Raw genomic sequence first — 23,705 nt, 5'->3', positions numbered from 1 at the left:
GGACAAATAATATTTTATGCCTAATATAAATAAATCTGTCCTCAATAGTAATTTAAACTTCATACAACTTAAACTTTACGATTTTTCTGATGAAAAAATTGATCAAGAAAAAATCATTTCAGAAAGATTAAATAAAGTACCAAATTTTGAAAATACTAATTCAAAACTATTTTTAGATGAAAATAACACATTTAAATATGATACTCCAATTTACCCAGTTTGTGGAAGCCATAAAATAATTAAAAAAGGCACAATAACAAAAAACAAACAAAATATCAATGGAAAAACCACAGAATTTAAAGAACAGCAATATCAATGCAAAAAATGCAATAAAAAATTCGGAATATCTAATAATCCATTAATTGGTAAAAATAAACAATATTTACAAGAAATCATGAATAAAATTCCAAGAATAATGAAAATTGGATATCAATCACTGCGCAAAATAAGCAAATACTTCCAAATATTTCTTGGAATTCGAATATCTCATCAAACAATCAAGAACTGGTCAAACCAAAATCACGAAGAAACAATCACCAACGAAGAATTCGAATATTCTGGCTATTATTTATATGATGAGCAATTTTTAAGGCTAAATGGAGTCAGACACTACAGATTAACATTATATGATGCAATACTCAATATTCCAGTCTCAGAACGAATCGTACGTCGCAGAATACCGAAAAATACTAAAAAATTTATTCTAGATTCAACAGCAAATAAACCATTTATTTGCTTAACAACAGACTTATTCCCCATGTATCGTAACGTAGCAGACGAAATAGGGGTGAAACATCAATTATACAAATTTCATTTATTCCAAACAATAAATCATAAATTAAAAGTACACTGTCGACGAAATAAGATAAATGGAAAAGCAAGAGACCATATTTACGAAAATGCAAATGAATTAAAAAATTGTTTCAGACAAAACTCAAAACAAGAAGCAATAAATCAATTTAAACAATATTTACAAAATTACAGAGCCATTCCCGTCGTATTAAAAGATTTCATAAGAAAACACATCATCATGCACTTTCACAGATACGTAGAACACTTAGATGATGAAAATATAGAAAAAACATCAAATAAAGTAGAAAACTATTACAGACAAACCAATCCAGAAAAAATAAAGAAATTATACAAGACCAAAAATGGAATTCTAACCTTTTTAGACTTCCAAATGCAAAACTGGACACAAAAACACATAAAAATTAAATAAGCCTATAAAATTTTACAGACTCCTTTTTTTGATAGTCCTAGAAATTTATATAGATATATTAATCTTTTAAAATTCTATTTTTTAATTTTAAAACATCAGGTTAATATTAATGATTTCATGTTAATTGTGGCATTGCAGCTTTTTGAAGAAAAATTATATAATCATATCCGAGATAATAAACAATTATATGTTTCTTATGGAAATTTTAAGAACTCAAATAAACTTAATTCTAATCAACTAAATAATATTTATGGACTCTTTGATAATAAAACACATGTTAAAAAAGTTTTATTTTATTTATTTCCAAAATTCATTTATTCTGTGAATGATAACTATAAGGGTACACCTGAAAAATGGAATGAAGAACAAAAAATATGTTCCGATATTCATTTTGATAAATATTTCATATTAATGATAAATTCTTTTGATAATTTTTTCACTTTTAATGATGAAAAATTAATTTCTGAAATATTTTTAGGGTATGATGAACTTAACAAAACAAAAGAACTTTTTGATTATATAATTAATCATATAGAGGATATTTCAAAAGAAAATGCACGATATTTTATAAATTCATTAATAGATATAGGCGATTTATTATATATTCCAATTAATACTTTTTTAGATAAAAGAATTTATTTATCCAGAATATTAGATGATTTACTTAAAAAGTATGATAATAACTCCGAGAGTTTTGAGGTATTACAAAAAGCTATTGATAATTCTGAAAACAGTTTATATGTAGCTATTGAAATCTTATCAGACCACGATTTTATTTATAATAGATTTAATTATGAAAATAATAGAAAAGATGTTTCAGAAGCTTTAATTGATGAAACTGATTTAGAAAAACTTGAAGATATGATGATTTTGAAAATCAGAAAATGGGATGAAACTGATAAATTATGGGATAGTCTTGATTTGGAATATATTCTTTATAGTTGGGAATTGTGGGATAGTGAAATTGTTGTAGTTAAAAGAGTTCGAAAATTTATTTCTGAAGGTAAAAATGCTTTGCGTTTTGCAAAAGGATTTAGAAACATTAATAGCACTATTATGCATGCAGATTCACCATCTGAAATTGTTCAAAAGTTTAATATAAAATCCATGGTGAAATATTTTGAAAGCATTGCTGATTTAAGAAGTAAATATTTTGAAGTCTGTAATAATGAATCATTAGATGATAACGAAAAGGAGATTTGTAATTCCTTAATTAAACAGATTGATGAAGATTATTTCACTTTCAGATCTGGTCAAAAGCCCGGGGTTGGAACATATATTTGTAGTAATTGTAATCAAGAGATAATACTTGATGATTCAAACGATGTACTTCCTCCTTGTCCTAATTGCAATGGTGTCGAATTTTTTAAAAAACTTAAATAAGACTGATTTAATTCTTATATGATTTTAGAGTATTGTTTTAAATTAATTGAAAATTAGTAGTTTAATGATAATTTAATCAGGGTTAAATTTATTAAAATTGAATAAACATTTAGAACAAGGTTTAAAACCTTCATTTATAGCATCATCAACTTTCACGAATTCTTCATTTATGTTCTCTTTTTAATAGACTTGTTGACTCGTCGAATAATAATGTTTTTTCATTTAGTTAAGATATTGGGTTCAATTTGCATTTATTCAATGAGTGTTTTAAAAATTTTGCAAAGTGCTTTGAACTAGATTATAATTTTCTAAATCAATATTATTAAATATAATCTAATTTGATATAATTTTACAATTCAGACCATTTAAAATCCTTTAACAATTTTTTCGAATTTACAGATTATCCAACAGATTTCCCCCCCAGAATAATTCAAGAAACGATAAATTAAATATGCATCAGCATGAATAATATTAATTATTTTAATCGATGCTTTGATTTATGCCATATTAATAATCTACTCCTTTTAATTAATTTTTTTGATTTATTATTGAATTATTTTTAGAAATAAGTAAATATTCCAAGTTAAATATAATATTATAACAAAATTATAATGATTATTATGGAAGAACTAAAATCTGAAATTATCAAATTTCAAAAGGAAAGGAATTGGAAAGAATTCCACACACCGGAAAATCTTGCAAAATCAATTTCTATTGAATCAGCAGAACTACTAGAACATTTCCAATGGGGTAAAGATTATAACATTGATGAAGTTGCCGAGGAACTTGCTGATGTTTTAATCTATTGCATGTATATGGCAGATGCTCTGGATTTGGATATCAAAGAAATTATTTCAAATAAAATGGAGAAAAATGCAATAAAATATCCGGTTGACAAATCAAAAGGCAATGCCAAAAAGTATACGGAGTTTTAATATGATTGTTTATGAAGCTACCAAGGCGGAATTTGTCGATTCAGTCTTTTCAGGATCGATTACTGATGAGATTTATGAAATGTATCAGCAAAAGATCGGCAAATCCGGAAAATCACAAATCATGTCTTGGGAAAACTCAATGCAGTATATGTATAGGGTTTTGGAAGACAATGAAATTCCGGATGACTGCGGTGTAGCTATCGAGTTTACGATTCCGACAACCTCAAAAAGAATTGATTTTATAATAACCGGCTTGAACAAATTTCAGGATGATTCCGTTATAATCATTGAGCTTAAGCAGTGGTCTGAGGCCTACAAAGTCGACGGAAAGGATGGTGTTGTAAAAACTATTTTGGGAGGGGGTTTGATAGAAACCACACATCCTTCATATCAAGTTTGGTCTTATGCATCTTTAATAAAAAACTTTAACCAAACAGTTGATGAAGATGAAATCGGACTTTATCCATGTGCATACCTGCATAATTATGATTTTATTGATGATGATCCGTTAACTGATGAGATTTACAAACCTTATTTTGATGAAGCACCTTTGTATGGCAAAAGGGATGCCTTGAAATTGAGAAATTTCATTAAAAAATATATCAGATACGGGGACAATTCAGATATTCTGGTTCGCATTGACAATGGAAAAATCAGACCTTCCAAGAAACTGCAGGACACTCTTTCCAGCATGCTTGACGGAAATAAGGAATTCATCATGATAGATGAACAGAAAATTGCCTATGAGCTTGCAGTTAAGATGGCCCGTGAGTCTTATATTGATGATAAAAAGAGAGTTTTGATTGTTGAAGGCGGGCCCGGAACCGGCAAGTCTGTTGTGGCCATCAATCTGCTGGTTGATCTGATGGTTGATGACATGCTTTCATTATATGTCACTAAAAATTCAGCTCCACGAAATGTGTTTTTTGAAAAATTGAAAGGCGGAAAACGTTCTTTAAACTATCTGAAAAATTTATTTAAGGGTTCCGGTTCATTCACTTCTTCTGAAAGCAATGAGTTTGATGCAATTATAGTTGATGAGGCTCATCGTTTAAATGAAAAATCAGGGCTGTTTTCCAATTTGGGTGAAAATCAGGTAAAAGAAATTATCAATGCTTCCAAATTTAGTGTGTTTTTCATTGACAGGCATCAGAAGATATCTCTTAAGGATTATGGCAGTGTTGAAGCCATTTATGAGTTTGCTTCATATTTTGATGCTGAAGTTGAGCATATTAAACTGGAATCGCAATTCAGATGCAACGGATCTGACGGTTATTTGTCATGGCTGAATGATGTATTGGAAATTGAAGAAACCGCAAACTTCGACGGCTTTGACTTTGACTATGATTTTAGAGTTGTTGATTCTCCTTCTGAACTTAAAGATTTGATTTTTGAGAAGAATACTGATAATAATGCCCGTCTCTTGGCGGGTTACTGTTGGAACTGGATAAAGGAAGGCAAAAACAATACTGATGTTCATGATATTGTAATTGATGATTTTTCAATGAGCTGGAATTTGGGAAATTCAGATACATGGGCAATTGATGAGGATTCTGTAAATGAAATCGGTTGCATTCACACATCACAAGGGTTGGAGTTTGACTATGTTGGTGTAATAATCGGTGAAGATATGCGATTTGATGGAGAACATATTGTAACTGATTTCAATGAGCGTGCAGCTACTGACAAGTCACTTTTTGGGATTAAAAAGATGTATAAGGAAAATCCGAATGAAGCTTTGAAAGTTGCAGATGAAATAATTAAAAATACATATAGAACATTAATGACTCGTGGAATGAAGGGATGTTATATTTATTGTGAAGATATGTTGCTTCAAGCTTATTTTAAGGAAAAATTAAAAATCTGATTTAGTAGTTTAGTTCAATATAGCTTATCATACCAAAATCCATTGAATTTTCACCAAATCTTACATCATGAGTGAATTCAATTAAATCAATATCTCCTTCATGAATTAGATTCATCATTATGTTCACTAATATGTTGTATTTGGATTTTTTGTGAATGTTTTTATTTTTCTATAAATATTGGCTATTCTGTGAACATCAGCTTTTCAAGATATAGTGAATCTTTGGTTAATTCATGGAAAGATTCTGGAGGAACATGGTTGTGTTTGGCAATCTTCAGAGCCAGTATAGGTGGTTGGATTATGGAGTCTTTTAAAAATTCATCTTCATGACACAGACGGAATATGATGCGTTAGGTGACTATGATAATGATACAATTTATTTTTGTAAGAATTTCATAAGTGATAACATGGAATTGTCAGATGAAATGTTAAAAGAAATGAGTTATGGAAATATCTCAAAATATGGGACAAAAGTAATGAAGTCCTTGGTGGGGAAGTGTTGATATCTTCCAAAATAGCTAAAAATTCAGATATTAGAGTAAATCATATTTCAAAAGTATTAGCTGAATTAAAAGCACATGAACTTATTGAATGCATTAATCCGGAAGTTAGAAAAGGTAGATTGTACAGATTAACGAATAAAGGTGAGGAAGTAACTAAAAACATTAATTTGGATTAATTTAATATTTTTTCAACTTTTTTTTATTCACAACTTATAATCATAACCTTTAATATCACATAAAACTAAACCTTATATTAATATTGAGGAAAAGATTAAATCAGATATTTAACATTATAATATGGATTGTTATAAGGAGCGATTATTATGGGATTTTGTTCATGCGGTAATTGGGTTGATGAGGGAGGCATCTGCAGTCACTGTGGAAGCCCCTTAACTTATGATGAACCTGATGAGGATGAAGATAAAAAGGTAAGGAAATTAAGCGATTATGAATACTATTGCAGACAGGCCAAGACATGCTCTATAAAGGAAGACCATTCAACTGCAATAAAATTTTATAAAGAAGCACTGAAGTCAGCCCCTAGAAAATGGGACGTATTTTTCGCTATTGCAGGCGAATATGAGGCAATGGGTGACTATGCTTCAGCAGAAACCTATTGGAATAAATGCCGTGAAACTGAAGATGGCTACGGGATTTACGGTGGTCCTAGGTGTATTGCAGAGAGAGCTGATTTTTTATATCGTCAAGACCGCCTGGAAGAAGCTGCTGAAGCATATGAAAAAGCATTAGAAGTTCTTAAATCGGTGGAAGATATTAGAATGGGTCCGGACAATTTAAAAATTTGTGCAAGAGTAGTACATCAAATCACTTTAATTTATAACTGGTTTGGAAAAATTTATTCTGAAGAAAAATATTACAATGAATTAAAACATGCGATTGACAAGTATATTTTAACACAAAGCCATTATGATGATGACGGAATTGCGTATTCTCTATCCCAAAAGGCGTGGGAGCTACATACAGATGAAATCCTGACTAATGAAGCGCTGATTATTATAGATTCTGCCATTAAACTTCATCCAAATCCTCCTGCCAATTACTATAACAAAAAGGCAATAATGCTGCAGAAAAAGCATCAATATGATGAAGCCCTGAAATATTATAATAAGGCATTAGCCAAAGACAGATTCGATGAAATAATTTTAAACAACAAGGCAGAATGCATTAAAGAAGAATTAGACGATAAAATACTTCATAATGAAATAAAACCCGAGGATTTGGAATTAATTGACAAGGCATTGGAAATACTTCCAAAGGGTCAAGATAACCGCTCATATTTATTTACTAAAGCAGGAGTTTTAGGCCTATTGGGTGATGGCGTAAAGGAAAGAATCATTAAAGCTCGCTTGGTTAAAAATTATGATGAAGTGGACAAGGCAGAAAAACAGCTTAAAAAATTAAAATCCTCTGAGACATACATCAACATTACTGGAACTCAATACTACAAACATTTCGAACCGTTTAAGGAAGGAACAGTCGTTGATTTAATTAAGGAACCTGACAATCCCCATGACAAGAATGCAATACGTGTTGAAGTCAACGGTGAAACAGTAGGTTATGTTGCAAACAGCAAGTATACTCTAATTAAGGAAGTTAAAAGTGCAACAGACATTAAAAATAACCTGTCAACACGGGCAGAAGTGCAGTTTATTCTCTTTAATGAATGGGTTATTGCAAAACTGATTTGAACGAGGCGTTAAATATGAAATGTCCATTTTGCGGAGAAAATCTGATTGAAGGAGATTTGAGATGTCCCAAATGCCGAAAACTAGCTATTGATTTTGATTATTTCGAAAATATGGATAAGATGAGAGAAAAGTATTCTAAATTTAGTCTTTTGGATTTATCAAAAGAAAATTTGACTTTTGATGAAATTGTGACTATTTATACATACATTGTAAGGGCCGACCATCATGGCGGTGAGGGTGAGGTTTCTGAGGGGTGCAGGCAAGATGGAACATACTCAAATTTACGCAAACGATTAAATGAAATAAAAAAGGAATGATAAATACTTGGTGATTATTATGGGCGATGATGGTTTTGATCCCTATGCATGGCATGTTGGTGACCCTTCAGATTGGGGAGATGGTCTTGCTGGTGTTCCAGACATTCCATATATGGGATATCTTCACAATGGTGATGATGATGAAGAAAATGACTCAGATACTATAATTGATAGCCGTTTCATAAAAAGAGACGAATATTCAAAAAAGGCATGGGATTATTATTTGGAGTTTAAAGAAGAAGATGCTCTATATTATATAGATTTAGCATTGGATTTAGATAAAAGCCATTCAAACAATTGGAATATAAAAGCAATAATTTTAGAAGGCATGAAAAGATATCAAGAATCAGAAGAATGCTATAATAGGTCACTAGAGTTATCTAAAAGTAATGTAGTTTATGATAATAAGGCAAGAATGTTACGTGCCTGGGCAGGTCATTTGCTTTCCGAGTCAAGGGAGAAGCCAAATGGATTGGCCACGTTGGAAGAAGCACTGGAAAAAAATAGCAATGCCATTAATGCACTTTCACAAGGCGGTGAAGAGAGTATTGAAAGATTCCTTAGTCAAAAACGTGTGATTGAATCTAATATTAAATATGAAAAAGAATACCAGAAAAATGTTGAAACATTGAAAACATATGACAAATCCGAATTATTTACAATAGCCGGAAGACAATTTTATAAAATTAATATGCAACTTACTCCAGGAATGTCTTTAAAACTTGTTAAAGAACCTGACAATGAATTTGATAAGGATGCAATTGCTGTATATGTCGAAGATAGAAAGGCGGGTTATGTGGCAAATAATAACTATACAAAATTTGAATTAACTTCTTCAGCATCAGAACTGCAAAGCAAAATTAAAAATGTTGCTCATGGGGAGTACTTAGTCTATTTATTAAGACTTACTGACCCTGAATATCCAGATATACAATTCTATATTGGAAGAATAATAAAATAATATGGTGGATAAATGAAAGAAGAAATTGATTATGTTAACAGATCACAATATAGATTAAAAGTAATGAAGTCTTTAGAGGGAGAAGTAAAAATTCCATCTGAAATAGCTAATGATGCAGAAATATTTCAGAATCATATATCTAATACATTAAGACAATTAAAAGAACATAATCTTGTTGAATGTATTAATCCCGAAGTTAAAAAGGGAAGATTGTATAGGTTAACTGATAAAGGCGAGGAAATAGTTAATGAACTTTAAGTGATTTGTATTGTAATACAATATGATATATAATATTGCTAATAAATAGTATATATACAAATGATATATTGCAGTAGGACAAAATCAAAATCTTATTTTCTTTAAATCGTAAGGACAATAAAGTAAGGGGATAAACAATGGAAAAATTCAAATTTATAGATTTATTTTCAGGGATTGGTGGTTTTCATCAAGCAATGGAACAATTAGGTGGCGAATGTGTACTCGCTTCAGAAATAGATAAATTCGCAATAGAAACATATGCTGAAAATTATAACATGGATTCAGATATTAATGTTCGTGACATTAAAGTTGAGGATGTTCCAGAACATGATGTGCTATGTGCGGGATTTCCTTGTCAAGCATTTAGTAAAGCAGGTAAACAAGAAGGCTTTGATGATGAAACAAGAGGAACATTATTTTTTGAAATAGAAAGAATATTGAAACACCATCATCCTCCATATATAATCTTAGAAAATGTTAGAAATCTTGCGTCACATGATAAAGGACGTACTTGGAAAACAATAGAAGAGCATCTTCGTAAAGCAGGTTATAGGCTCACTCCTAAACCTTTAATTGTAAGTCCTCATTATTTCGGAACACCACAATTAAGAGAAAGAGTTGTTATTCTTGGAATTTATGATCCAGAACATGCTTATGAACCATTAGAAATTGATTTAGGTACTTTCAAACATAAAAATGATAATTCTATCTATACCATTTTAGATGAGGGGCCTGTTGATGAGAAATATAATATCTCTGAAGAGGAAGAAAAAGTTTTAACAATGTGGGATGAATTTTATCAAGGTGTAGATTTAGACGTTATAGGGTTTCCTGTTTGGTTTGAATGGTTTAAAAAAGAAGCGCCTGAAGAATTTAAACCATGGAAAAAAGAATTTGTCCGGAAGAATAATGAATTGTATCAAAGAAATAAAGAGTTCATTGATTCATGGATTGAAAAATGGGATAACTTAGAATGGTGTACTCCAACCCAAAGAAAATTTGAATGGCAAGCCGGTAAGAATATTAAATCTATTTGGGAAGGTTTAATTCAAATCAGGCCATCTGGTGTTAGGGTTAAAGTTCCAACATGTTGTCCTGCATTGGTAGCTATTGTACAGATTCCAATAATCGGTAAATATAAACGTAGATTAACAGTAAGAGAAGCAGCTCGTTTACAAGATTTTCCTGAAAACTTCATTCCAAATAGTAATGATCAACAAGCATTCAAACAATTCGGCAATGCCGTTAATGTTGAGGTTGTAAAAATATGCGCTGAAAAATTATTTAATTATAACGAGGAATAATCATGGCAAGGCAAGCAAAGAAAAGTGAGCAGATTACACCATCATTATCTTTAGTATATGATTATGATCAGAAATTAACAAAAATTTCAGAGTTCGAATCAGCATTTAAAGATGCATTAGGCAATATAGAAGTGGTTAAATACAAAAATCATAGGATTTATAAGTACACTCACAATAACCATGATACTTATTTCTTAACTGGAGCAATTACATGGTTAAGTAATCCCCATCCTCTATTTAAGAAAAGACTGCAGTTAAAAAAATGGTATAAAGAAGTTTATGAGGAGTACAATTTTAGAGAGAATAGCGATGTAAGAATTGTTGGAATATATAGATATGATGGAATGCATATTTTTGTTGAATTCGATACTGAAGATTATATGGGTAATAAATTAAATTCTAGTTCAGCGCATGTTTATTCGAATGATTTATATCAAGCACTTACAAATGAGTATTTTACTAAAAGAGACCAGAAGGGAAATACAATTACAACAATATCTTCTAGAAACTTTAAAAAATATATTGATGAAAGTATTGTTGCAGAATTCATATCTTCTGGACAGGTTCATGATGGTGATGTGCAAGATGGATGCGTTATTGCAGAATATGTATCTTCTGGGCGTGTTCATGATGGTGATGTGCAAGAGGGGGGTGTTGTTGCAGAATATGTGTCTACTGGGCATCATACTAGACCAATGAAAAATAGTATTTTTGACCTATTTGCTAAATTTAATAATGGTTTTTCATTTGGAAAATGGATTACAGCAGTATCGGCTATAGAAAAAATGAAGTCTAAAAGATGGTACCAATGGAAAGGAACAGAATGGGCCGGATGGTTTTTAGAATGTGAGATGAATGAATTTATAGAAAATGAGCAATGCCAAGATACGATGATATACATTGGCAATAAAAAAACTGATGACCTATTGGATTTTGATTTGTATTTTAAAAATGATGATTTTTATGGGGACTTAAAAGCCAGCGATATAAATAAAAAAGAAGCACCTGGAAATGATCAAAATACTACATTGGAGGCCATAAATTATAATGGAAAGTTGTGGTATGTAATATATGAACATGAAACAAAAAAAGATGTTGATTATAATAGTGAAATGGCTATCTCAAGGATGGAATTAATAGGAACTCCTTATCAAAGAGGTTCTAAAATTTCATACCAAACCCGGATGAAGCATTCTGTTAATTTCAAAAAAATGGAAATCTTAGAACTTAATAGGATTAATATGCATGAAGTTTTAAGAAATTTTAATCAAGGCCGTAATTCAGATGGAAACGAACGAAATGTGAAATTTATAATAAATAAAAGCAATATTGATAATTTTATAATTTATTCGTATGAACCCGACTAATATCTCATATAATTTAATCGAGAATAAGATTGATTATCATATTTTCATGTTTTTATAGTTCCAATGCATTAAGTTTCAATGATTGAATAAGATAATTAAAATAATAATGTTCATTTAATATTATAAAGTGGCATGAAAGTCAAATAAGGCAGATGAGAGGTAAGGATATCATGGTTGACAAATTCAGCAAAGAAACTCGCAGTTATGTCATGTCAAGAATCAGAGGTAAAGACACAAAACCAGAAATTCTTGTTCGTAGCTACTTGTTTTCAAAAGGTCTTCGTTTCAGAAAGAATGATAAAAGATATCCTGGAAGTCCTGATGTTGTCCTGCCAAAATATAATACTATTGTTTTTGTTCATGGATGTTTTTGGCACTTGCATAATGGGTGTAAGTATGCAAAAATGCCAAAATCCAATGTAGAGTACTGGGAGAAGAAACTTTACAGAAATAGAGAACGTGATGAACATAATCAAAAAGAATTGGAAGCCATGGGTTGGAATGTTATTACAGTATGGGAATGTGAGTTAAAAAAAGATAAACGTGAAACGACACTTGAAAATCTATATAACCAAATAACTTCAATGTTGGAATAGATTTGGGATGGATTTTGTAGATGTTTTGGAGTTTCTTTATCTAATTCATTTTGTACTTGAATTAACTTATTTTCCATTTTTTGTTTTGATATTTCATCTTTAAAATATCTTTTTTAATTGAAATTGTTTTATTAATATATCTTTAAGAACTTTTAATTGATTTGTATTAGGAATTATAATTGGCAATACTCTCTCATCATATTTGAAATGTCTGGGTATTTTTTATTAAATCATCATATATTCACTAATATTTTTGAATTTAATAGACATACAATATACCATCAGGGCAATGTTTGATATGCGAATAAACTCATATTTTTTACATCATAGATTCCATTTTCTTTTAATCTGGATTTAATATAAGTTGTATGTATATCTGTCCAAGAGAAACTCTCTATAAAATAAAAATTAGAATTTTTAACTACTGGTATGCCTTTACCTTTTCCCAGAATTTTCTTTTAAAAATTTTACATTATCTTAGACCAATCATATAAAAGGGTGTTTTCAAATACCATTTATTCCCATCTTTATCTCCTTTATCATATAAGACACATTTGGTTCTGTAAGAGATTTTTGATTTGTGATAAATTCTAATAATCATTTGATTGTTTATGACAGTAAATTAAAACATGAAATTATCTAATGAAAAATTTTGTATTTCTTCTGGTTCAATTAATTGAACATCACGATGAAATTCACCAGGTTTTCTATGAATTTCCCCAAATAAATCTGTATAATAACTAATTTTATCTTTTGGAAATATGGATACTTGTTGTGATCTAAAATATTTAAAACTACTATTCTTATTTTTAGGATGCTCCCATATTCTACTTATTAGAGGATAATAAATTTTGTATAATTTTAATTTTTCTTTATCTGCGGATTCTCTAAAAAGGGCATGGCTTGTACAACCTAAAATTAAATCAATAAATTGAATTAATGTAGCATTAATATAATTTTCGTCATTATGATTATATTCTTTATGATCTGAATCTATAAATGTTATTCTATCCTTTTTAACAGTAATGTTTCTTTTTTCATTAAGTATGTATGGAGTATGCCAATCAAAATATTCATGTGACATTTTATCATCGGATTCATCATGGAAAATTTCTTTAATGGTAATCTGATTATATTCTTTAAAAAAATATTTTAAAGGACCTGTAATTGTTGTTTTGTAAAACCTATTATATTTGTTGTTTCCAGTTTCATCTTCTCCAAAAAATTTTGAATCTAATTTATCTAAATCCAAGAATAATATATTAAAATATATTTTTTCATTTTCAGGAGCAAATTTGTTGTTGTTTACTAAAAATTCAATCCATCTTGTTGAAATCCTTTTTAATGATTGGGACATTCCTCTTCGAAAAGCTGAATAATGTATTTCACAATTATTGTAATTATGGTGTATGGGTTTACAGTGGTCTTGTTTAAACATATTACAATCATTTTGATTTGGAACCCATTTGTTAGTATTTTTATCATTTAAACAACGTAATGACAGTAATTTATTAACTAATTTTAGTTTATAATATGTGGGAACAAATAAGCATCCAATTCCAACATATTTATTATTGTATACATATGTTTCATCTGAAAATATTTCTAATTCCATTTTTAAGTCTCTTTTTATTTATATGAATTAAGTATATTGATTTTATTTTATAAAATTAATTTGAGAGCATTTGAAAAGTATTAATCTTAAATTTGAAAACAATATTTAATAACTATAACACAATATTGTAATATGGGGGTGTTGTGATGGAATTTAATAAAAACCAAGATGATGTAATCAATTATGGAAAAGGAACTCTTTTAGTCGAAGCAGGTCCAGGCTCAGGCAAAACCACAGTCATTGTCAGCAGAATCATCAATTTAATCGAAAACGGAGTCAACCCAGAAGAATTTCTAGTAATCACTTTCACAAGAAAAGCCGCCGAAAACTTAAAAAACAAACTCAAAACCACTCTTCCAGATGAAACCATTTCCAAAATGCAAATCTCAACTATCCATTCATTTTGCTTGGAATACCTAAAAAGCAAAAACCAGTTTTTAAGCCTTATCGATGATGACTCATCAGAAAAGAAGGCATTGTTCATCCAAAAATTCAAGGACAAATTAGGCTTCAAAGATGAATATACACTCCTTGACTACCAAATCTCTTCAGTTATTGACAAATTCGGCGAATACACATGTTTCAATGTCAACTCAAAAGAGCTAACAGATTACATCAAGGACACAAGACCAATCTCCGAAGACTACATCAATTTCATCAACTCTTTAAACAATTTCTCGAAAAAAAGAGTTGAAGATGAAAATCTAAAGGAGGACTGGTACAATGCAAGATACCTACAGATTGCAAAAGCATATCCAATTTACTTAAAACTATTAGAAGAGCATGACTATGTCGACTATGACACCTTGCAGCTTAAGACCTTAAAAGAACTCAAAAAGGACCCGGAAACCCCATTCAACTGCATTCTCATTGACGAATTTCAAGACACAGATCCATTGCAATTTAAAATATTTGAAATATTAAGGAATAACTCAGACTATTTCACAGCAGTAGGAGATGTTGACCAGCACATCTACGCATTTAGAAGTTCATACATCGATTTTTTCAAGGAGTTATATGAATACGCTCCTCACGAACTAATCAGCCTGAACATAAATTACCGTTCAACTAAAAACATAGTTGAATTGACAGAAGATTTCATTGAAGACTACAGAAAGGACTATTCACAAAAGCACATGGTCAGCTACAATTCAGGATACACAAACTCATCATTAATCATAAAAGCCGAATCACCAGAAGAAGAAGCAAATCAAATTTTCAGCACCATCCAATACCTAAAGCAAAACAAAAATGTAAATTATGAAGACATTGCAGTTCTATACAGAAAACACTACAACAAAACCATTCCGGAATTAATCAAACTGTTGGATGAAAACGACATCAACTTCACCATACGCGGTCAGTCAGACTTAAAGGACCAGGTTGAAGTCAAATCAATCATTCTTTTGCTGTGGTATGTTACCAGAAGAACAGATAACCTATATGTTTCTTCACAAGATGAATTAAAGGAGCTTAACCTTAAAGGATTCTGCACAGACAGCGAAGAACATACCATCTGGTCGCTTGCGGATGAAACTAAACAATACTTAACTGCTCTTCAGGATTCCTACCATGATGAGCTTTTAAGAATTGAAAATGAAATCCGCCTAAAGGAAGGAAAAAATAAAGTCAGAGCTGTTCACAACATCAGAAAAAACGAAGACCAGGATACATTATATGAAATATTCAGCCAGGTCGAAAAGCCTGTTGTAGACTTATCCAAAATCAGCAATGAAAAAGACAGGGAATTTTTCCAAAAATTAGAAGAATTAAGAGATAAAATCCATTTGGAAGAATCACTAACATGTTTGGATGTCTATTATGAATTATTGTCTTTAAGTAATTATTTCACAGATATTGACGAAAACATCGAAAAAGTCAATAACCTTGCAACATTAACCCAAACTATATACAATTATGAAGAATTCATTTCACAAACTGATGTTAAAGGATTATTCTTCTTTTTAAATAGAAGGATTGGTGATTACAGTTCTTATTACTCAAATGAGGGTGGAGTTCAGCTGATGACAATCCATGCAGCCAAAGGTCTGGAATTCCCAGTAACCATAGTCGCAACGCTTGAAAAGGACAAGTTTCCAATGAAAATCAAGGATCCGAATCGTGAGAAAAACTACATCAACGGAAAGGAAACCTTCTACACTCCAACAAGATTCTTAAGGTATAAGGATATCCCAATTGACGATGAAGTCGAATTATCCATAGACGAGTATGACAATCGCCTGATTGAAGAGGAAAACAAGCTTGACGAGGCTGAAGAGGCACATATCCTTTATGTTGCAATGACACGTGCGGTTGATTTGTTAATTTTATCATGCTGCGGAGAAGTACCGCAGGAAATAAACAAAATTATCGAATCACTCAAACCTTTAAGTGAAGATGCACTATCAGAAGTTATTATTGAAAAACACGCTCCAGAACAGGAAGATGAAAAGCTTAAACTAAACTATTCAAGTTTTTCAACATATAACTTATGTCCATTTATGTATAATTTGATATACAATCTAGGTTTTAGAGTCTCCAGCGAAAACGTAACAAACCTTGGAACGGTTTTCCACGAAATAATGGAAAAAGTCAATCTGAAATTGAAGGAAAATCAAAAAGTCTCAGATACGGAGTTGAATGAAATTACCGAAGAGGTTTTCACATCAATGTTCGATTTAAAAGAAAATCAAGACAAATTCAAAGAAATTCAAAAATCTGTACATGATTATTATAATAATTATTCAATAAATAGAGAAGTTTTAGAAACGGAACTTCCTTTCGAGATAGAGCATGAAAACTATATTTTAAATGGTGCAGTAGACTTGATTTATAAAATTTCCGATTCAGAAATTGGAATTTTGGATTATAAAAATGCAGAACATGATGATAATAAAATTGCTCACTATGAAAAGCAGTTGTATATATATGCATCAGCTTTAAAGGAACTTTCTGACTTTAAGGATTATGAAATCAGAGAAGCTATAACCCATTTTGTAAAAACTGACTATCAGAATACTGTTGAAGTTACAGATGAAAAAATAAATACTCAACTAAACAAATTAAATGATGTAGCTTTAAAAATTAATTCAGAAAAATTTCCCAAAAAAGAAAGTGGATTTTGCAGGTATTGTAAATTTAGAGTTATATGCTGAGGTGAATCTATGAAACTTAAACTGAATGATGTGGGCCCTATGGGCAATGTAAATATTGAAATTTCAAAAATTAACGTAGTTGGCGGAACCAATTCAAGCGGCAAGTCAACAGTATCAAAATTATTATATTGTTATTTCAAATCTCAAAATGAGGATGAATCCTTTGATTATTTAATGGATAATGAAGGATTATCAAAAGATTTGGATGTTGTTTTTGAAGATGATTTAAACATGTCTGAAGTTTTTTATATAGATAACATCTCAATTTTGGACCTGAAGGATTTGGATATCTTAAGAGTTGATCATATAATTCATATCAAAGAAGCTTTGGAAGTAAGTGAAAAAACAAATGAATCTGAGATTCTTAGTAAAATAGAAAATATCATTGGGAAAGATTGTTTAAATACCACTTCTTCAGGAATTAAAGATATTGGGATAATACAGATTTTACTTAAAAATAATCAGTTAAAAGAAAACTCATTTTTAATTATTGATGAGCCGGAAAGTAGTTTGCATCCTGAATGGCAAATCAAGTTTGCAGAAATCCTTGTTTTACTTGCCAAAGATTTAAACATTCATTTATATCTAAACTCCAACAGTCCAATGTTTATTGAAGCAATTTCAGTTTATGCACAATACTATAACTTATTAAATGAAACCAATTTCTATTTAACATATGATATTAATGGAAAATATGACTTCATAAAAATCAACCCTAAAAACATGGGTGAAATCTATGAGAATCTGACAAAGCCATATGATATACTTGATAAACTAATGGCTAAAATATTGTTTAAGGAGTAAGCATGACATTAACAAAAGAAGAGACTCAATTTATTGAATTTCTCAATTCATTTCCGCAATTCTACAAAAAAGCTCATGAAATTGCGGAAAACTCAAAAGGAATATCCATATTGCCAATGGGTGATGGGAAAAATGAGTTTAAGATGTTTGCTTTAGATGAAATCTGTCATTCCTGTAAGATATTCAGGGAAGGTAATCTATTAATCACTCCAAAAACAACAGATGCAATTTGGTATAAGAAAGAAAACAATAATTTCTTTATTTTTTTAATAGAATTTAAGGGTGATTTGTTATTCAGAACTTCAAGCAAATGCAATCTTGTTGAAGCAGTGGAAAATCTTAAAACTAAAAATGAAAAATTGAATGATGAGCTTGAACATGAACTCTTTTTACTGGAAAAGGTACTTTCCAAATACTCGGATAGAATGCTTAATGGGCTTGCTGCAAAACCTTTAGAAACTGTAACCATTGCTCTTCCTCTAATTTATGAAGAATACTATGAAAAGAATAAGGATAATGTAGAATATCTGGATATCAGGGAATTTCTTAAAAATTCAAGAATAATTTATCGGGTCGTTTCAATATCAGATAAGTATGAACCTAACCGTCAAAGGTCAAGAGGCAGATCTTACAGGTGCTCCAATATGATTCCGTCAAAATGCAAGCGCATGGCACAGGAAAGGCATGACCATGAAATTGATTCATCATATGAATCCAGTCTTCAAACCCACCACAGAAGATATGAACGTGCGGGAATTGTTTACAGTGCCGGCTTTGTTGATAATGTTGCTTTTAATAATTTTATTGAAAACTATCTTAAATGAAAACATTTTTATAAAATCAAAGCCATATATTTAACTCGCTTACCAACCATTGCCGTAGGCACCCAACCAACCTAGAGGTGTAAATATGACCAGAACTATCACTCATAAACATTTGAAAAGACAATTTGACATTTTTGAAAGGACAGAAGATATTGACGATTTGATTGGCGAACTTCTGTTTTCAACACTGCTATTGCCGGTTTATATGGACGGCAAGGCCTTGACGTTCCCAATTTTGAGTTTCAATGACAAAAACTACGCTCCGGTTTTTACCGATGTCCATGAATACAACAAATGCAATGCGGATGAAGGCTTCACACTGATGCCAAATGAATTTGATTTTTACATGGATCTGATTGATTCCAAGATAGACGGAATAATCATAGATGTTGAAGGCGAAAGGTTTCCCATAACCAAGGAAATAAAGGAATTCATAAAGCCGAACAGGTCTTCATGCAATGATTCAAAAGCATTGACCAAAGGGGAAATCAGAGCAATGAAGAATTCGTTTGATAATGCTGAGCTTGAAGAGTTCCTGAAAGATGAATCCAACTTCTGGGATTATGAAAGGCTTATGGAGCTGCTTCTTGAAGCGGACTTGCTTAAGGTTGTCCTGTCCATGGAGGACCTGTCTGCCAAGGCTGAAGACGGCATCATTTGCCTGCAGGATATCGGACAGCTGCCGTCAGCAACCACTACAAGCTTCACGGAAAGCTTTGCGTTGATATACACTTCACAAAGTGAAATCAAGCCCAAAAACAGTCCAATGCATCCATATTCCCAGCTCGTCAATCTTCCCGAGCTCATGAATAAGGTATTGCTTGACGACCTGGATGGGATAGTCCTAAATGAAAACTCCCAGAACATTTCAATTCCAAGGGAATTTCTCCTGAATTTCATGAAGGATTGCAAATTCCACAATCCCGACAGATATGACGGCTATGCATTCGTTTTGGGTGATTGAATGGTCACAAACAGCTATCTGATCAGTAATCTCGATGATTTTATGGAGCTTTCGGATATAGTGAAGAAATGCCGCAGCAGAATCATATCGGAACTCGTCCATTCATCATTTTTCATTGCCCAGGACGAGAATCATATGCTCATGACCATATCATTGGACAACAGGAAATTTGCTTTCATTTTCACGGATGATGATGAGTTCAAAAAGGCTTTCCCGGCCGATGAATCATCATTTAGAGTCTTTGAATTCACCACCCTGAAGAATATTCTCAATGCTTTCAAATTGGACGGATACATATTGAACGTCTCCAGCCAGAACATATATCTTACAAAAAAGTTCATTAATGCATTGAAAGACCTTCCAAGTAATATAACTGACCATAGTGATGCATACTCATCACAAGAACTAAAATCATTGAGAATAACAACAGACAATGAGGATGTTGAAGAATTCATAAGAAATCATGGAAACTGCATGAAACTATTTCAGACAGTATCATCCAATCCGTTGTTCGCATTGATAGAATCGGATAATGATATGGGCATTCTTGAATGCAATGGCATGATTGACACATTTGGATTGGAAAGCAAGCATGATTTTCATAGCCATGAGGGATATGTCTGCATGTTTACAAGCGAAAAACATATGGGAGATATTGAAACTTCAAAATTCAGCTATCTTGCATTGGTCGACCTTGCAACGGCCGCCCATTATGCAATAAAGCATGAGTCCAGAGGCATCATGCTCAATCCGGGCATTGACAATTACATCATTCCGGTTGAAACTCTCCTTGAATATTGGCCTTTGATCAATAGGACATGCCATAACGATAAGCTTGTAACGGCCAAACACATATTTTTCGTGATTGACTAAATGCCAAACCATTGCCATGAGGTGAATATTAATGTCCAGAAAATTAAGGATAATCTTAATCATAACAGGAATCTTTTTAATATATATGTGGTTCATATACGGCCCGGTCATACTTGCATCGTTTGATGATGACAGATATGTGGCGGGTGAAGTCTTTTCGCCGGATGATGATGCGTATGACTTTAGAAAATTCACCCTGAATTCTTCCAACAGCACCAATTTTACTGCAGAAATCTGCATCAGCGGTTTTGCCCAACTGATCGATTATGAATGCTGCACCACAATAAACGTGTTGGAGTGGAATAAGATGACCGGTGCAAATCGCGATGTGGAAAACTCAACCCTTATGAATGAGCTTGAAAAGCCTAGTCGAACGGTCAACGGAACAAGAATAATTGATGTCGACATATTCTCTGCAAAACTCTATGCATCATATGCATATGATTATGCAACAAACACTGCAGTCTACATTGCAAGTCCGAGCGAAGAAAAAACCGTTGAGATGATTCAGACATTGAAATTTAAAAATGAGTTTGGAAATAGGATGTTTTCATAAAAAATAAAAGAAAAAAGAGTAAATTTTAGGCGCTTAGAGTATGTGCCTGATTTCCTCATCGGAAATGTTTTCAGAGAGGAAAAACCTCATGATTTCAAATCCGAAATCATATTCTGTTCCGCATTCCCAATCATTGAACTGGCAGTAAAATGAGATTCCCTCGAATACATATTCCAGTAGGAAAGTGCTGTCATCAGGATCTCCGAATTGCCTTAGGAAATCATTGGCAAGAATAGCCATGAATCCATACAGGTGAAAATCCCTTTCTTCCATCACGTTTTCCTTAACATAGCGAAAGATGCCTGAGAGGGCAATGGAATGCTTGGTCAGTACATATGTATCGGAATCAATCATAGGGTTTTCATCAGCATTTTTCCTATGATTTTCGATGAAATCGGCTGAAGAGGATATGACAACATATGCCCCACCCCATTCGGAATCGCCGCTAATCAATTCTTCTAAAGAGCCATCGTCGATTGCTCTTTTCAAGGCCAATAAGTTCTCTTTTCCACTTTGCTTTAATAATGTAGTCTTTTTAGTCATGGTTGTTTTCTCCTTAAAAAATTAGTATAAGATGTGGTTTTTCATCTTATGTTATTATATTGGTATATATTATATATAAAGTTTTGCTTTTGTTTAATAAGATTATCAATTAAATATAAATTTTCTAATAAATTCTAGTATATATAAACACCTTATAATAAATAAAATAATTTATTATTAATTGTCAAATTATTTATAATTAATTGAACTAAATTCAATTAATTTTCATATATTGTGTAATCATTCAAAACATTGTGATTGATAATGCATATGCTTATGGTAAATAAAAACATTTTTATACTATCACATAAATATATTATAATCGCTTACAACCAATCACTGTAAAGCACTTTAACCAGAGGTGTAAATTTGAATACAACTATCACTCATAAGCATTTAAGAAACATACTAGATAATTTAAGCGAAGACAATTTTGACGACATGTTGGTGGAATTGCAGTTTTCAACATTGATTGTTCCCGTAAACGACATGGAAGGTGTGCCCATAATAGATTTCGATGGCAAGAAGTTCATTCCATTGTTTACGGATATCTATGAGATGAACAAGTTTGATGCAAAAAACGAATTTCGTCCTGTTGACCATGAATTCAACTTTTATCTGGAATTGCTGATTGACAAGTCAGCACCAGGCTTCATGATCAACCCGGACAGCGAAAGGTTTCCAGTAACTTACGAGTTCCTGAATGTGATGGAGCCGAACTACATTCTTGAGCAGGACTACCATCCGTTCACAGTCAATGAGATTCGAAAAATCAAGAATTCAATCTGCAATCGGGAGCTTGATGATTTTCTAAATGACAAATCGAATTCATGGGATTTGGATGAGCTCGTAAACAAGCTCAGCAGGTCGGACATTCTGACCCTTCTGATGTCACATGACAACTTCACTGACAGTGCAGAAGATGAGGTCATTACGCTCTCCCAAGTGGGCGGAATACCCAAGTGCCTATACGGAATCGGTGGAAAGAATTATGTTTTGTTGTTTTCACATGACCTTAAGGAAGATCCCCTGAATGATTCAAGCGTTTTCAAATACACAAGATTCGTCAATTTTCCACTGCTTGTTGAAGAGGCATTGCAATTCGATTTCGACGGATTCATACTGAACATCGACACAGACAGCATAGTGATTCCAAGGGAAAGCCTGAGGAATTTCATGAAGGGCTTCAATTGTCCCGTCATCAACGACTTCAGCATGTACGCATTCACAATTGAGGGATAGCATGAACGAATTCATTATGGAAGACATCAAGACTCTCTTCATCATAGTCTCAATTATCCTCATCACCCATACTTTGTTTTTCATGGCATACGGCTACATCATGAGCGGAGACCCCTTCATTGCGGTTATGAACTTCTATGACAGCATATATAACATAAGGTGGTAGCATGAAGAAAAAATACATTTTGTATCTTACTTTATTCAGCATATTGTTCTGCTGCATTTTCACCATATTGAATCCGAATATTGCACAGGACTACCCATGTGAATTCAGGGACGGTGAGGTTTTCACACCAACAGATGGGCATTATGACTTCAGGACTTTCAGCCTGAACAGCTCCAATGCAAAAAATTTCACCACAAGAATAGTCTCAAACGGCCATGTCATGCTGGTTGACGATACCGGCAACATCACCGTCAATGTCATCGAGCCGGACAAGATGATTCCAACCAAAAAGGGCAAGATAAATTCATTGCTGTGTGAGGAGCTGCACAAGCCGTCATGGACCGTCGACGGAGTGTGCGTTCATCAGATATCCTTCATGTTCTATGAAAATCTCTATGCGTCATTCCAGAAAAATTCGACTACTAATACGATTATATATCTTTCAAGCCCTAATGAAAAGGAAACGGCAGACTTGATGAATTCATTAACGTTCAATGCGCAATAGTGTATTATTAAAATAATGGTATTATGATAAATTATA

The 23,705-nt window shown here is 32.0% G+C and carries 23 protein-coding genes; 21 read left to right on the top strand and 2 right to left on the bottom strand.

The window, feature by feature from the left end:
* Window positions 1-16 precede the first annotated feature (16 nt).
* The 13 genes from E7Z77_RS00835 (at window position 17) to E7Z77_RS00775 (ending at window position 12,422) form a co-directional block, all read left to right on the top strand.
* Window positions 17-1,222, top strand: a complete 1,206-nt coding sequence (locus tag E7Z77_RS00835; protein WP_292749114.1) for a transposase — start codon at window positions 17-19, stop codon at window positions 1,220-1,222.
* A gap of 117 nt (window positions 1,223-1,339) precedes the next feature.
* On the top strand, window positions 1,340-2,605 hold the full coding sequence (locus E7Z77_RS00830; RefSeq protein ID WP_292749112.1) for a hypothetical protein: 1,266 nt from the start codon (window positions 1,340-1,342) through the stop codon (window positions 2,603-2,605).
* 620 nt (window positions 2,606-3,225) lie between these two features.
* Window positions 3,226-3,540, top strand: a complete 315-nt coding sequence (locus E7Z77_RS00825; RefSeq protein WP_292749109.1) for a nucleotide pyrophosphohydrolase — start codon at window positions 3,226-3,228, stop codon at window positions 3,538-3,540.
* A 1-nt stretch (window position 3,541) separates the two neighbouring features.
* Window positions 3,542-5,407, top strand: a complete 1,866-nt coding sequence (locus E7Z77_RS00820; protein ID WP_292749107.1) for a DUF2075 domain-containing protein — start codon at window positions 3,542-3,544, stop codon at window positions 5,405-5,407.
* 326 nt (window positions 5,408-5,733) lie between these two features.
* Window positions 5,734-5,910, top strand: coding sequence for a hypothetical protein (locus E7Z77_RS00815; RefSeq protein WP_292749105.1), 177 nt, complete (start codon window positions 5,734-5,736; stop codon window positions 5,908-5,910).
* Window positions 5,904-6,086 (top strand): hypothetical protein, encoded by a 183-nt coding sequence (locus tag E7Z77_RS00810; RefSeq protein ID WP_292749103.1) that lies wholly within the window; start codon window positions 5,904-5,906, stop codon window positions 6,084-6,086. Before E7Z77_RS00815 ends, E7Z77_RS00810 begins: the two co-directional genes overlap by 7 nt.
* Before the next feature lie 147 nt (window positions 6,087-6,233).
* Complete coding sequence (locus E7Z77_RS00805) at window positions 6,234-7,619, top strand: HIRAN domain-containing protein (protein WP_292749100.1); 1,386 nt, start codon at window positions 6,234-6,236, stop codon at window positions 7,617-7,619.
* A gap of 14 nt (window positions 7,620-7,633) precedes the next feature.
* Window positions 7,634-7,936, top strand: coding sequence for a hypothetical protein (locus tag E7Z77_RS00800; RefSeq protein WP_292749097.1), 303 nt, complete (start codon window positions 7,634-7,636; stop codon window positions 7,934-7,936).
* Between the two features lie 10 nt (window positions 7,937-7,946).
* Window positions 7,947-8,897: an HIRAN domain-containing protein gene (locus E7Z77_RS00795; RefSeq protein WP_292749162.1), complete on the top strand. Its 951-nt coding sequence runs from the start codon at window positions 7,947-7,949 to the stop codon at window positions 8,895-8,897.
* Window positions 8,898-8,909: 12 nt separating this feature from the next.
* Window positions 8,910-9,155, top strand: a complete 246-nt coding sequence (locus E7Z77_RS00790) for an ArsR family transcriptional regulator (protein ID WP_292749095.1) — start codon at window positions 8,910-8,912, stop codon at window positions 9,153-9,155.
* A 137-nt stretch (window positions 9,156-9,292) separates the two neighbouring features.
* Complete coding sequence (locus tag E7Z77_RS00785; RefSeq protein ID WP_292749093.1) at window positions 9,293-10,459, top strand: DNA cytosine methyltransferase; 1,167 nt, start codon at window positions 9,293-9,295, stop codon at window positions 10,457-10,459.
* A gap of 2 nt (window positions 10,460-10,461) precedes the next feature.
* Window positions 10,462-11,826 carry a hypothetical protein gene (locus E7Z77_RS00780; RefSeq protein WP_292749091.1) on the top strand — a complete coding sequence of 455 codons (1,365 nt, stop codon included), beginning with the start codon at window positions 10,462-10,464 and terminating at the stop codon, window positions 11,824-11,826.
* A 170-nt stretch (window positions 11,827-11,996) separates the two neighbouring features.
* Window positions 11,997-12,422, top strand: coding sequence for a very short patch repair endonuclease (locus E7Z77_RS00775; protein WP_292749089.1), 426 nt, complete (start codon window positions 11,997-11,999; stop codon window positions 12,420-12,422).
* 622 nt (window positions 12,423-13,044) lie between these two features.
* On the opposite strand, the gene E7Z77_RS00770 is transcribed toward E7Z77_RS00775, so the two are convergent.
* On the bottom strand, window positions 13,045-14,037 hold the full coding sequence (locus E7Z77_RS00770) for a hypothetical protein (protein WP_292749087.1): 993 nt from the start codon (window positions 14,035-14,037) through the stop codon (window positions 13,045-13,047).
* Between the two features lie 146 nt (window positions 14,038-14,183).
* Here E7Z77_RS00770 and E7Z77_RS00765 point away from each other — a divergent pair, with 146 nt between their 5' ends.
* The 6 genes from E7Z77_RS00765 (at window position 14,184) to E7Z77_RS00740 (ending at window position 21,213) form a co-directional block, all read left to right on the top strand.
* The gene (locus E7Z77_RS00765) at window positions 14,184-17,192 is read left to right on the top strand and encodes an ATP-dependent DNA helicase (RefSeq protein ID WP_292749084.1); all 3,009 of its coding nucleotides are present in this window, start codon (window positions 14,184-14,186) and stop codon (window positions 17,190-17,192) included.
* A gap of 9 nt (window positions 17,193-17,201) precedes the next feature.
* Window positions 17,202-17,996 carry an AAA family ATPase gene (locus E7Z77_RS00760; protein ID WP_292749082.1) on the top strand — a complete coding sequence of 265 codons (795 nt, stop codon included), beginning with the start codon at window positions 17,202-17,204 and terminating at the stop codon, window positions 17,994-17,996.
* Between the two features lie 2 nt (window positions 17,997-17,998).
* Window positions 17,999-18,820 carry a hypothetical protein gene (locus E7Z77_RS00755; RefSeq protein ID WP_292749080.1) on the top strand — a complete coding sequence of 274 codons (822 nt, stop codon included), beginning with the start codon at window positions 17,999-18,001 and terminating at the stop codon, window positions 18,818-18,820.
* Window positions 18,821-18,905: 85 nt separating this feature from the next.
* On the top strand, window positions 18,906-19,784 hold the full coding sequence (locus E7Z77_RS00750) for an SseB family protein (protein ID WP_292749078.1): 879 nt from the start codon (window positions 18,906-18,908) through the stop codon (window positions 19,782-19,784).
* Complete coding sequence (locus E7Z77_RS00745; protein ID WP_292749076.1) at window positions 19,785-20,657, top strand: hypothetical protein; 873 nt, start codon at window positions 19,785-19,787, stop codon at window positions 20,655-20,657.
* 31 nt (window positions 20,658-20,688) lie between these two features.
* The gene (locus E7Z77_RS00740) at window positions 20,689-21,213 is read left to right on the top strand and encodes a hypothetical protein (protein WP_292749074.1); all 525 of its coding nucleotides are present in this window, start codon (window positions 20,689-20,691) and stop codon (window positions 21,211-21,213) included.
* Between the two features lie 33 nt (window positions 21,214-21,246).
* Here the strand turns inward: E7Z77_RS00740 and E7Z77_RS00735 are convergent, their stop codons facing one another.
* Complete coding sequence (locus E7Z77_RS00735; protein WP_292749072.1) at window positions 21,247-21,756, bottom strand: hypothetical protein; 510 nt, start codon at window positions 21,754-21,756, stop codon at window positions 21,247-21,249.
* 369 nt (window positions 21,757-22,125) lie between these two features.
* On the opposite strand from E7Z77_RS00735, the gene E7Z77_RS00730 reads away from it, so the two are divergent.
* Together E7Z77_RS00730 and E7Z77_RS00725 are read left to right on the top strand one after the other, a co-directional pair.
* Window positions 22,126-22,998 carry an SseB family protein gene (locus E7Z77_RS00730; RefSeq protein ID WP_292749070.1) on the top strand — a complete coding sequence of 291 codons (873 nt, stop codon included), beginning with the start codon at window positions 22,126-22,128 and terminating at the stop codon, window positions 22,996-22,998.
* Window positions 22,999-23,165: 167 nt separating this feature from the next.
* Window positions 23,166-23,669 carry a hypothetical protein gene (locus E7Z77_RS00725; RefSeq protein WP_292749068.1) on the top strand — a complete coding sequence of 168 codons (504 nt, stop codon included), beginning with the start codon at window positions 23,166-23,168 and terminating at the stop codon, window positions 23,667-23,669.
* The last annotated feature ends 36 nt before the right edge of the window (window positions 23,670-23,705 follow it).

This window comes from Methanobrevibacter sp. (assembly GCF_015062985.1).
Lineage (GTDB): Archaea > Methanobacteriota > Methanobacteria > Methanobacteriales > Methanobacteriaceae > Methanocatella.
This window is presented reverse-complemented; position numbering and strand designations above follow the sequence as displayed.

Bases quoted from the DNA above. Each gene is read 5' to 3' on its own strand.
- E7Z77_RS00835 (WP_292749114.1), top strand. From the start codon at position 17: ATGCCTAATATAAATAAATCTGTCCTCAATAGTAATTTAAACTTCATA.
- E7Z77_RS00830 (WP_292749112.1), top strand. From the start codon at position 1,340: ATGTTAATTGTGGCATTGCAGCTTTTTGAAGAAAAATTATATAATCAT.
- E7Z77_RS00825 (WP_292749109.1), top strand. From the start codon at position 3,226: ATGGAAGAACTAAAATCTGAAATTATCAAATTTCAAAAGGAAAGGAAT.
- E7Z77_RS00820 (WP_292749107.1), top strand. From the start codon at position 3,542: ATGATTGTTTATGAAGCTACCAAGGCGGAATTTGTCGATTCAGTCTTT.
- E7Z77_RS00815 (WP_292749105.1), top strand. From the start codon at position 5,734: ATGACACAGACGGAATATGATGCGTTAGGTGACTATGATAATGATACA.
- E7Z77_RS00805 (WP_292749100.1), top strand. From the start codon at position 6,234: ATGGGATTTTGTTCATGCGGTAATTGGGTTGATGAGGGAGGCATCTGC.
- E7Z77_RS00800 (WP_292749097.1), top strand. From the start codon at position 7,634: ATGAAATGTCCATTTTGCGGAGAAAATCTGATTGAAGGAGATTTGAGA.
- E7Z77_RS00790 (WP_292749095.1), top strand. From the start codon at position 8,910: ATGAAAGAAGAAATTGATTATGTTAACAGATCACAATATAGATTAAAA.
- E7Z77_RS00785 (WP_292749093.1), top strand. From the start codon at position 9,293: ATGGAAAAATTCAAATTTATAGATTTATTTTCAGGGATTGGTGGTTTT.
- E7Z77_RS00780 (WP_292749091.1), top strand. From the start codon at position 10,462: ATGGCAAGGCAAGCAAAGAAAAGTGAGCAGATTACACCATCATTATCT.
- E7Z77_RS00775 (WP_292749089.1), top strand. From the start codon at position 11,997: ATGGTTGACAAATTCAGCAAAGAAACTCGCAGTTATGTCATGTCAAGA.
- E7Z77_RS00770 (WP_292749087.1), bottom strand. From the start codon at position 14,037: ATGGAATTAGAAATATTTTCAGATGAAACATATGTATACAATAATAAA.
- E7Z77_RS00765 (WP_292749084.1), top strand. From the start codon at position 14,184: ATGGAATTTAATAAAAACCAAGATGATGTAATCAATTATGGAAAAGGA.
- E7Z77_RS00760 (WP_292749082.1), top strand. From the start codon at position 17,202: ATGAAACTTAAACTGAATGATGTGGGCCCTATGGGCAATGTAAATATT.
- E7Z77_RS00755 (WP_292749080.1), top strand. From the start codon at position 17,999: ATGACATTAACAAAAGAAGAGACTCAATTTATTGAATTTCTCAATTCA.
- E7Z77_RS00750 (WP_292749078.1), top strand. From the start codon at position 18,906: ATGACCAGAACTATCACTCATAAACATTTGAAAAGACAATTTGACATT.
- E7Z77_RS00745 (WP_292749076.1), top strand. From the start codon at position 19,785: ATGGTCACAAACAGCTATCTGATCAGTAATCTCGATGATTTTATGGAG.
- E7Z77_RS00740 (WP_292749074.1), top strand. From the start codon at position 20,689: ATGTCCAGAAAATTAAGGATAATCTTAATCATAACAGGAATCTTTTTA.
- E7Z77_RS00735 (WP_292749072.1), bottom strand. From the start codon at position 21,756: ATGACTAAAAAGACTACATTATTAAAGCAAAGTGGAAAAGAGAACTTA.
- E7Z77_RS00725 (WP_292749068.1), top strand. From the start codon at position 23,166: ATGAAGAAAAAATACATTTTGTATCTTACTTTATTCAGCATATTGTTC.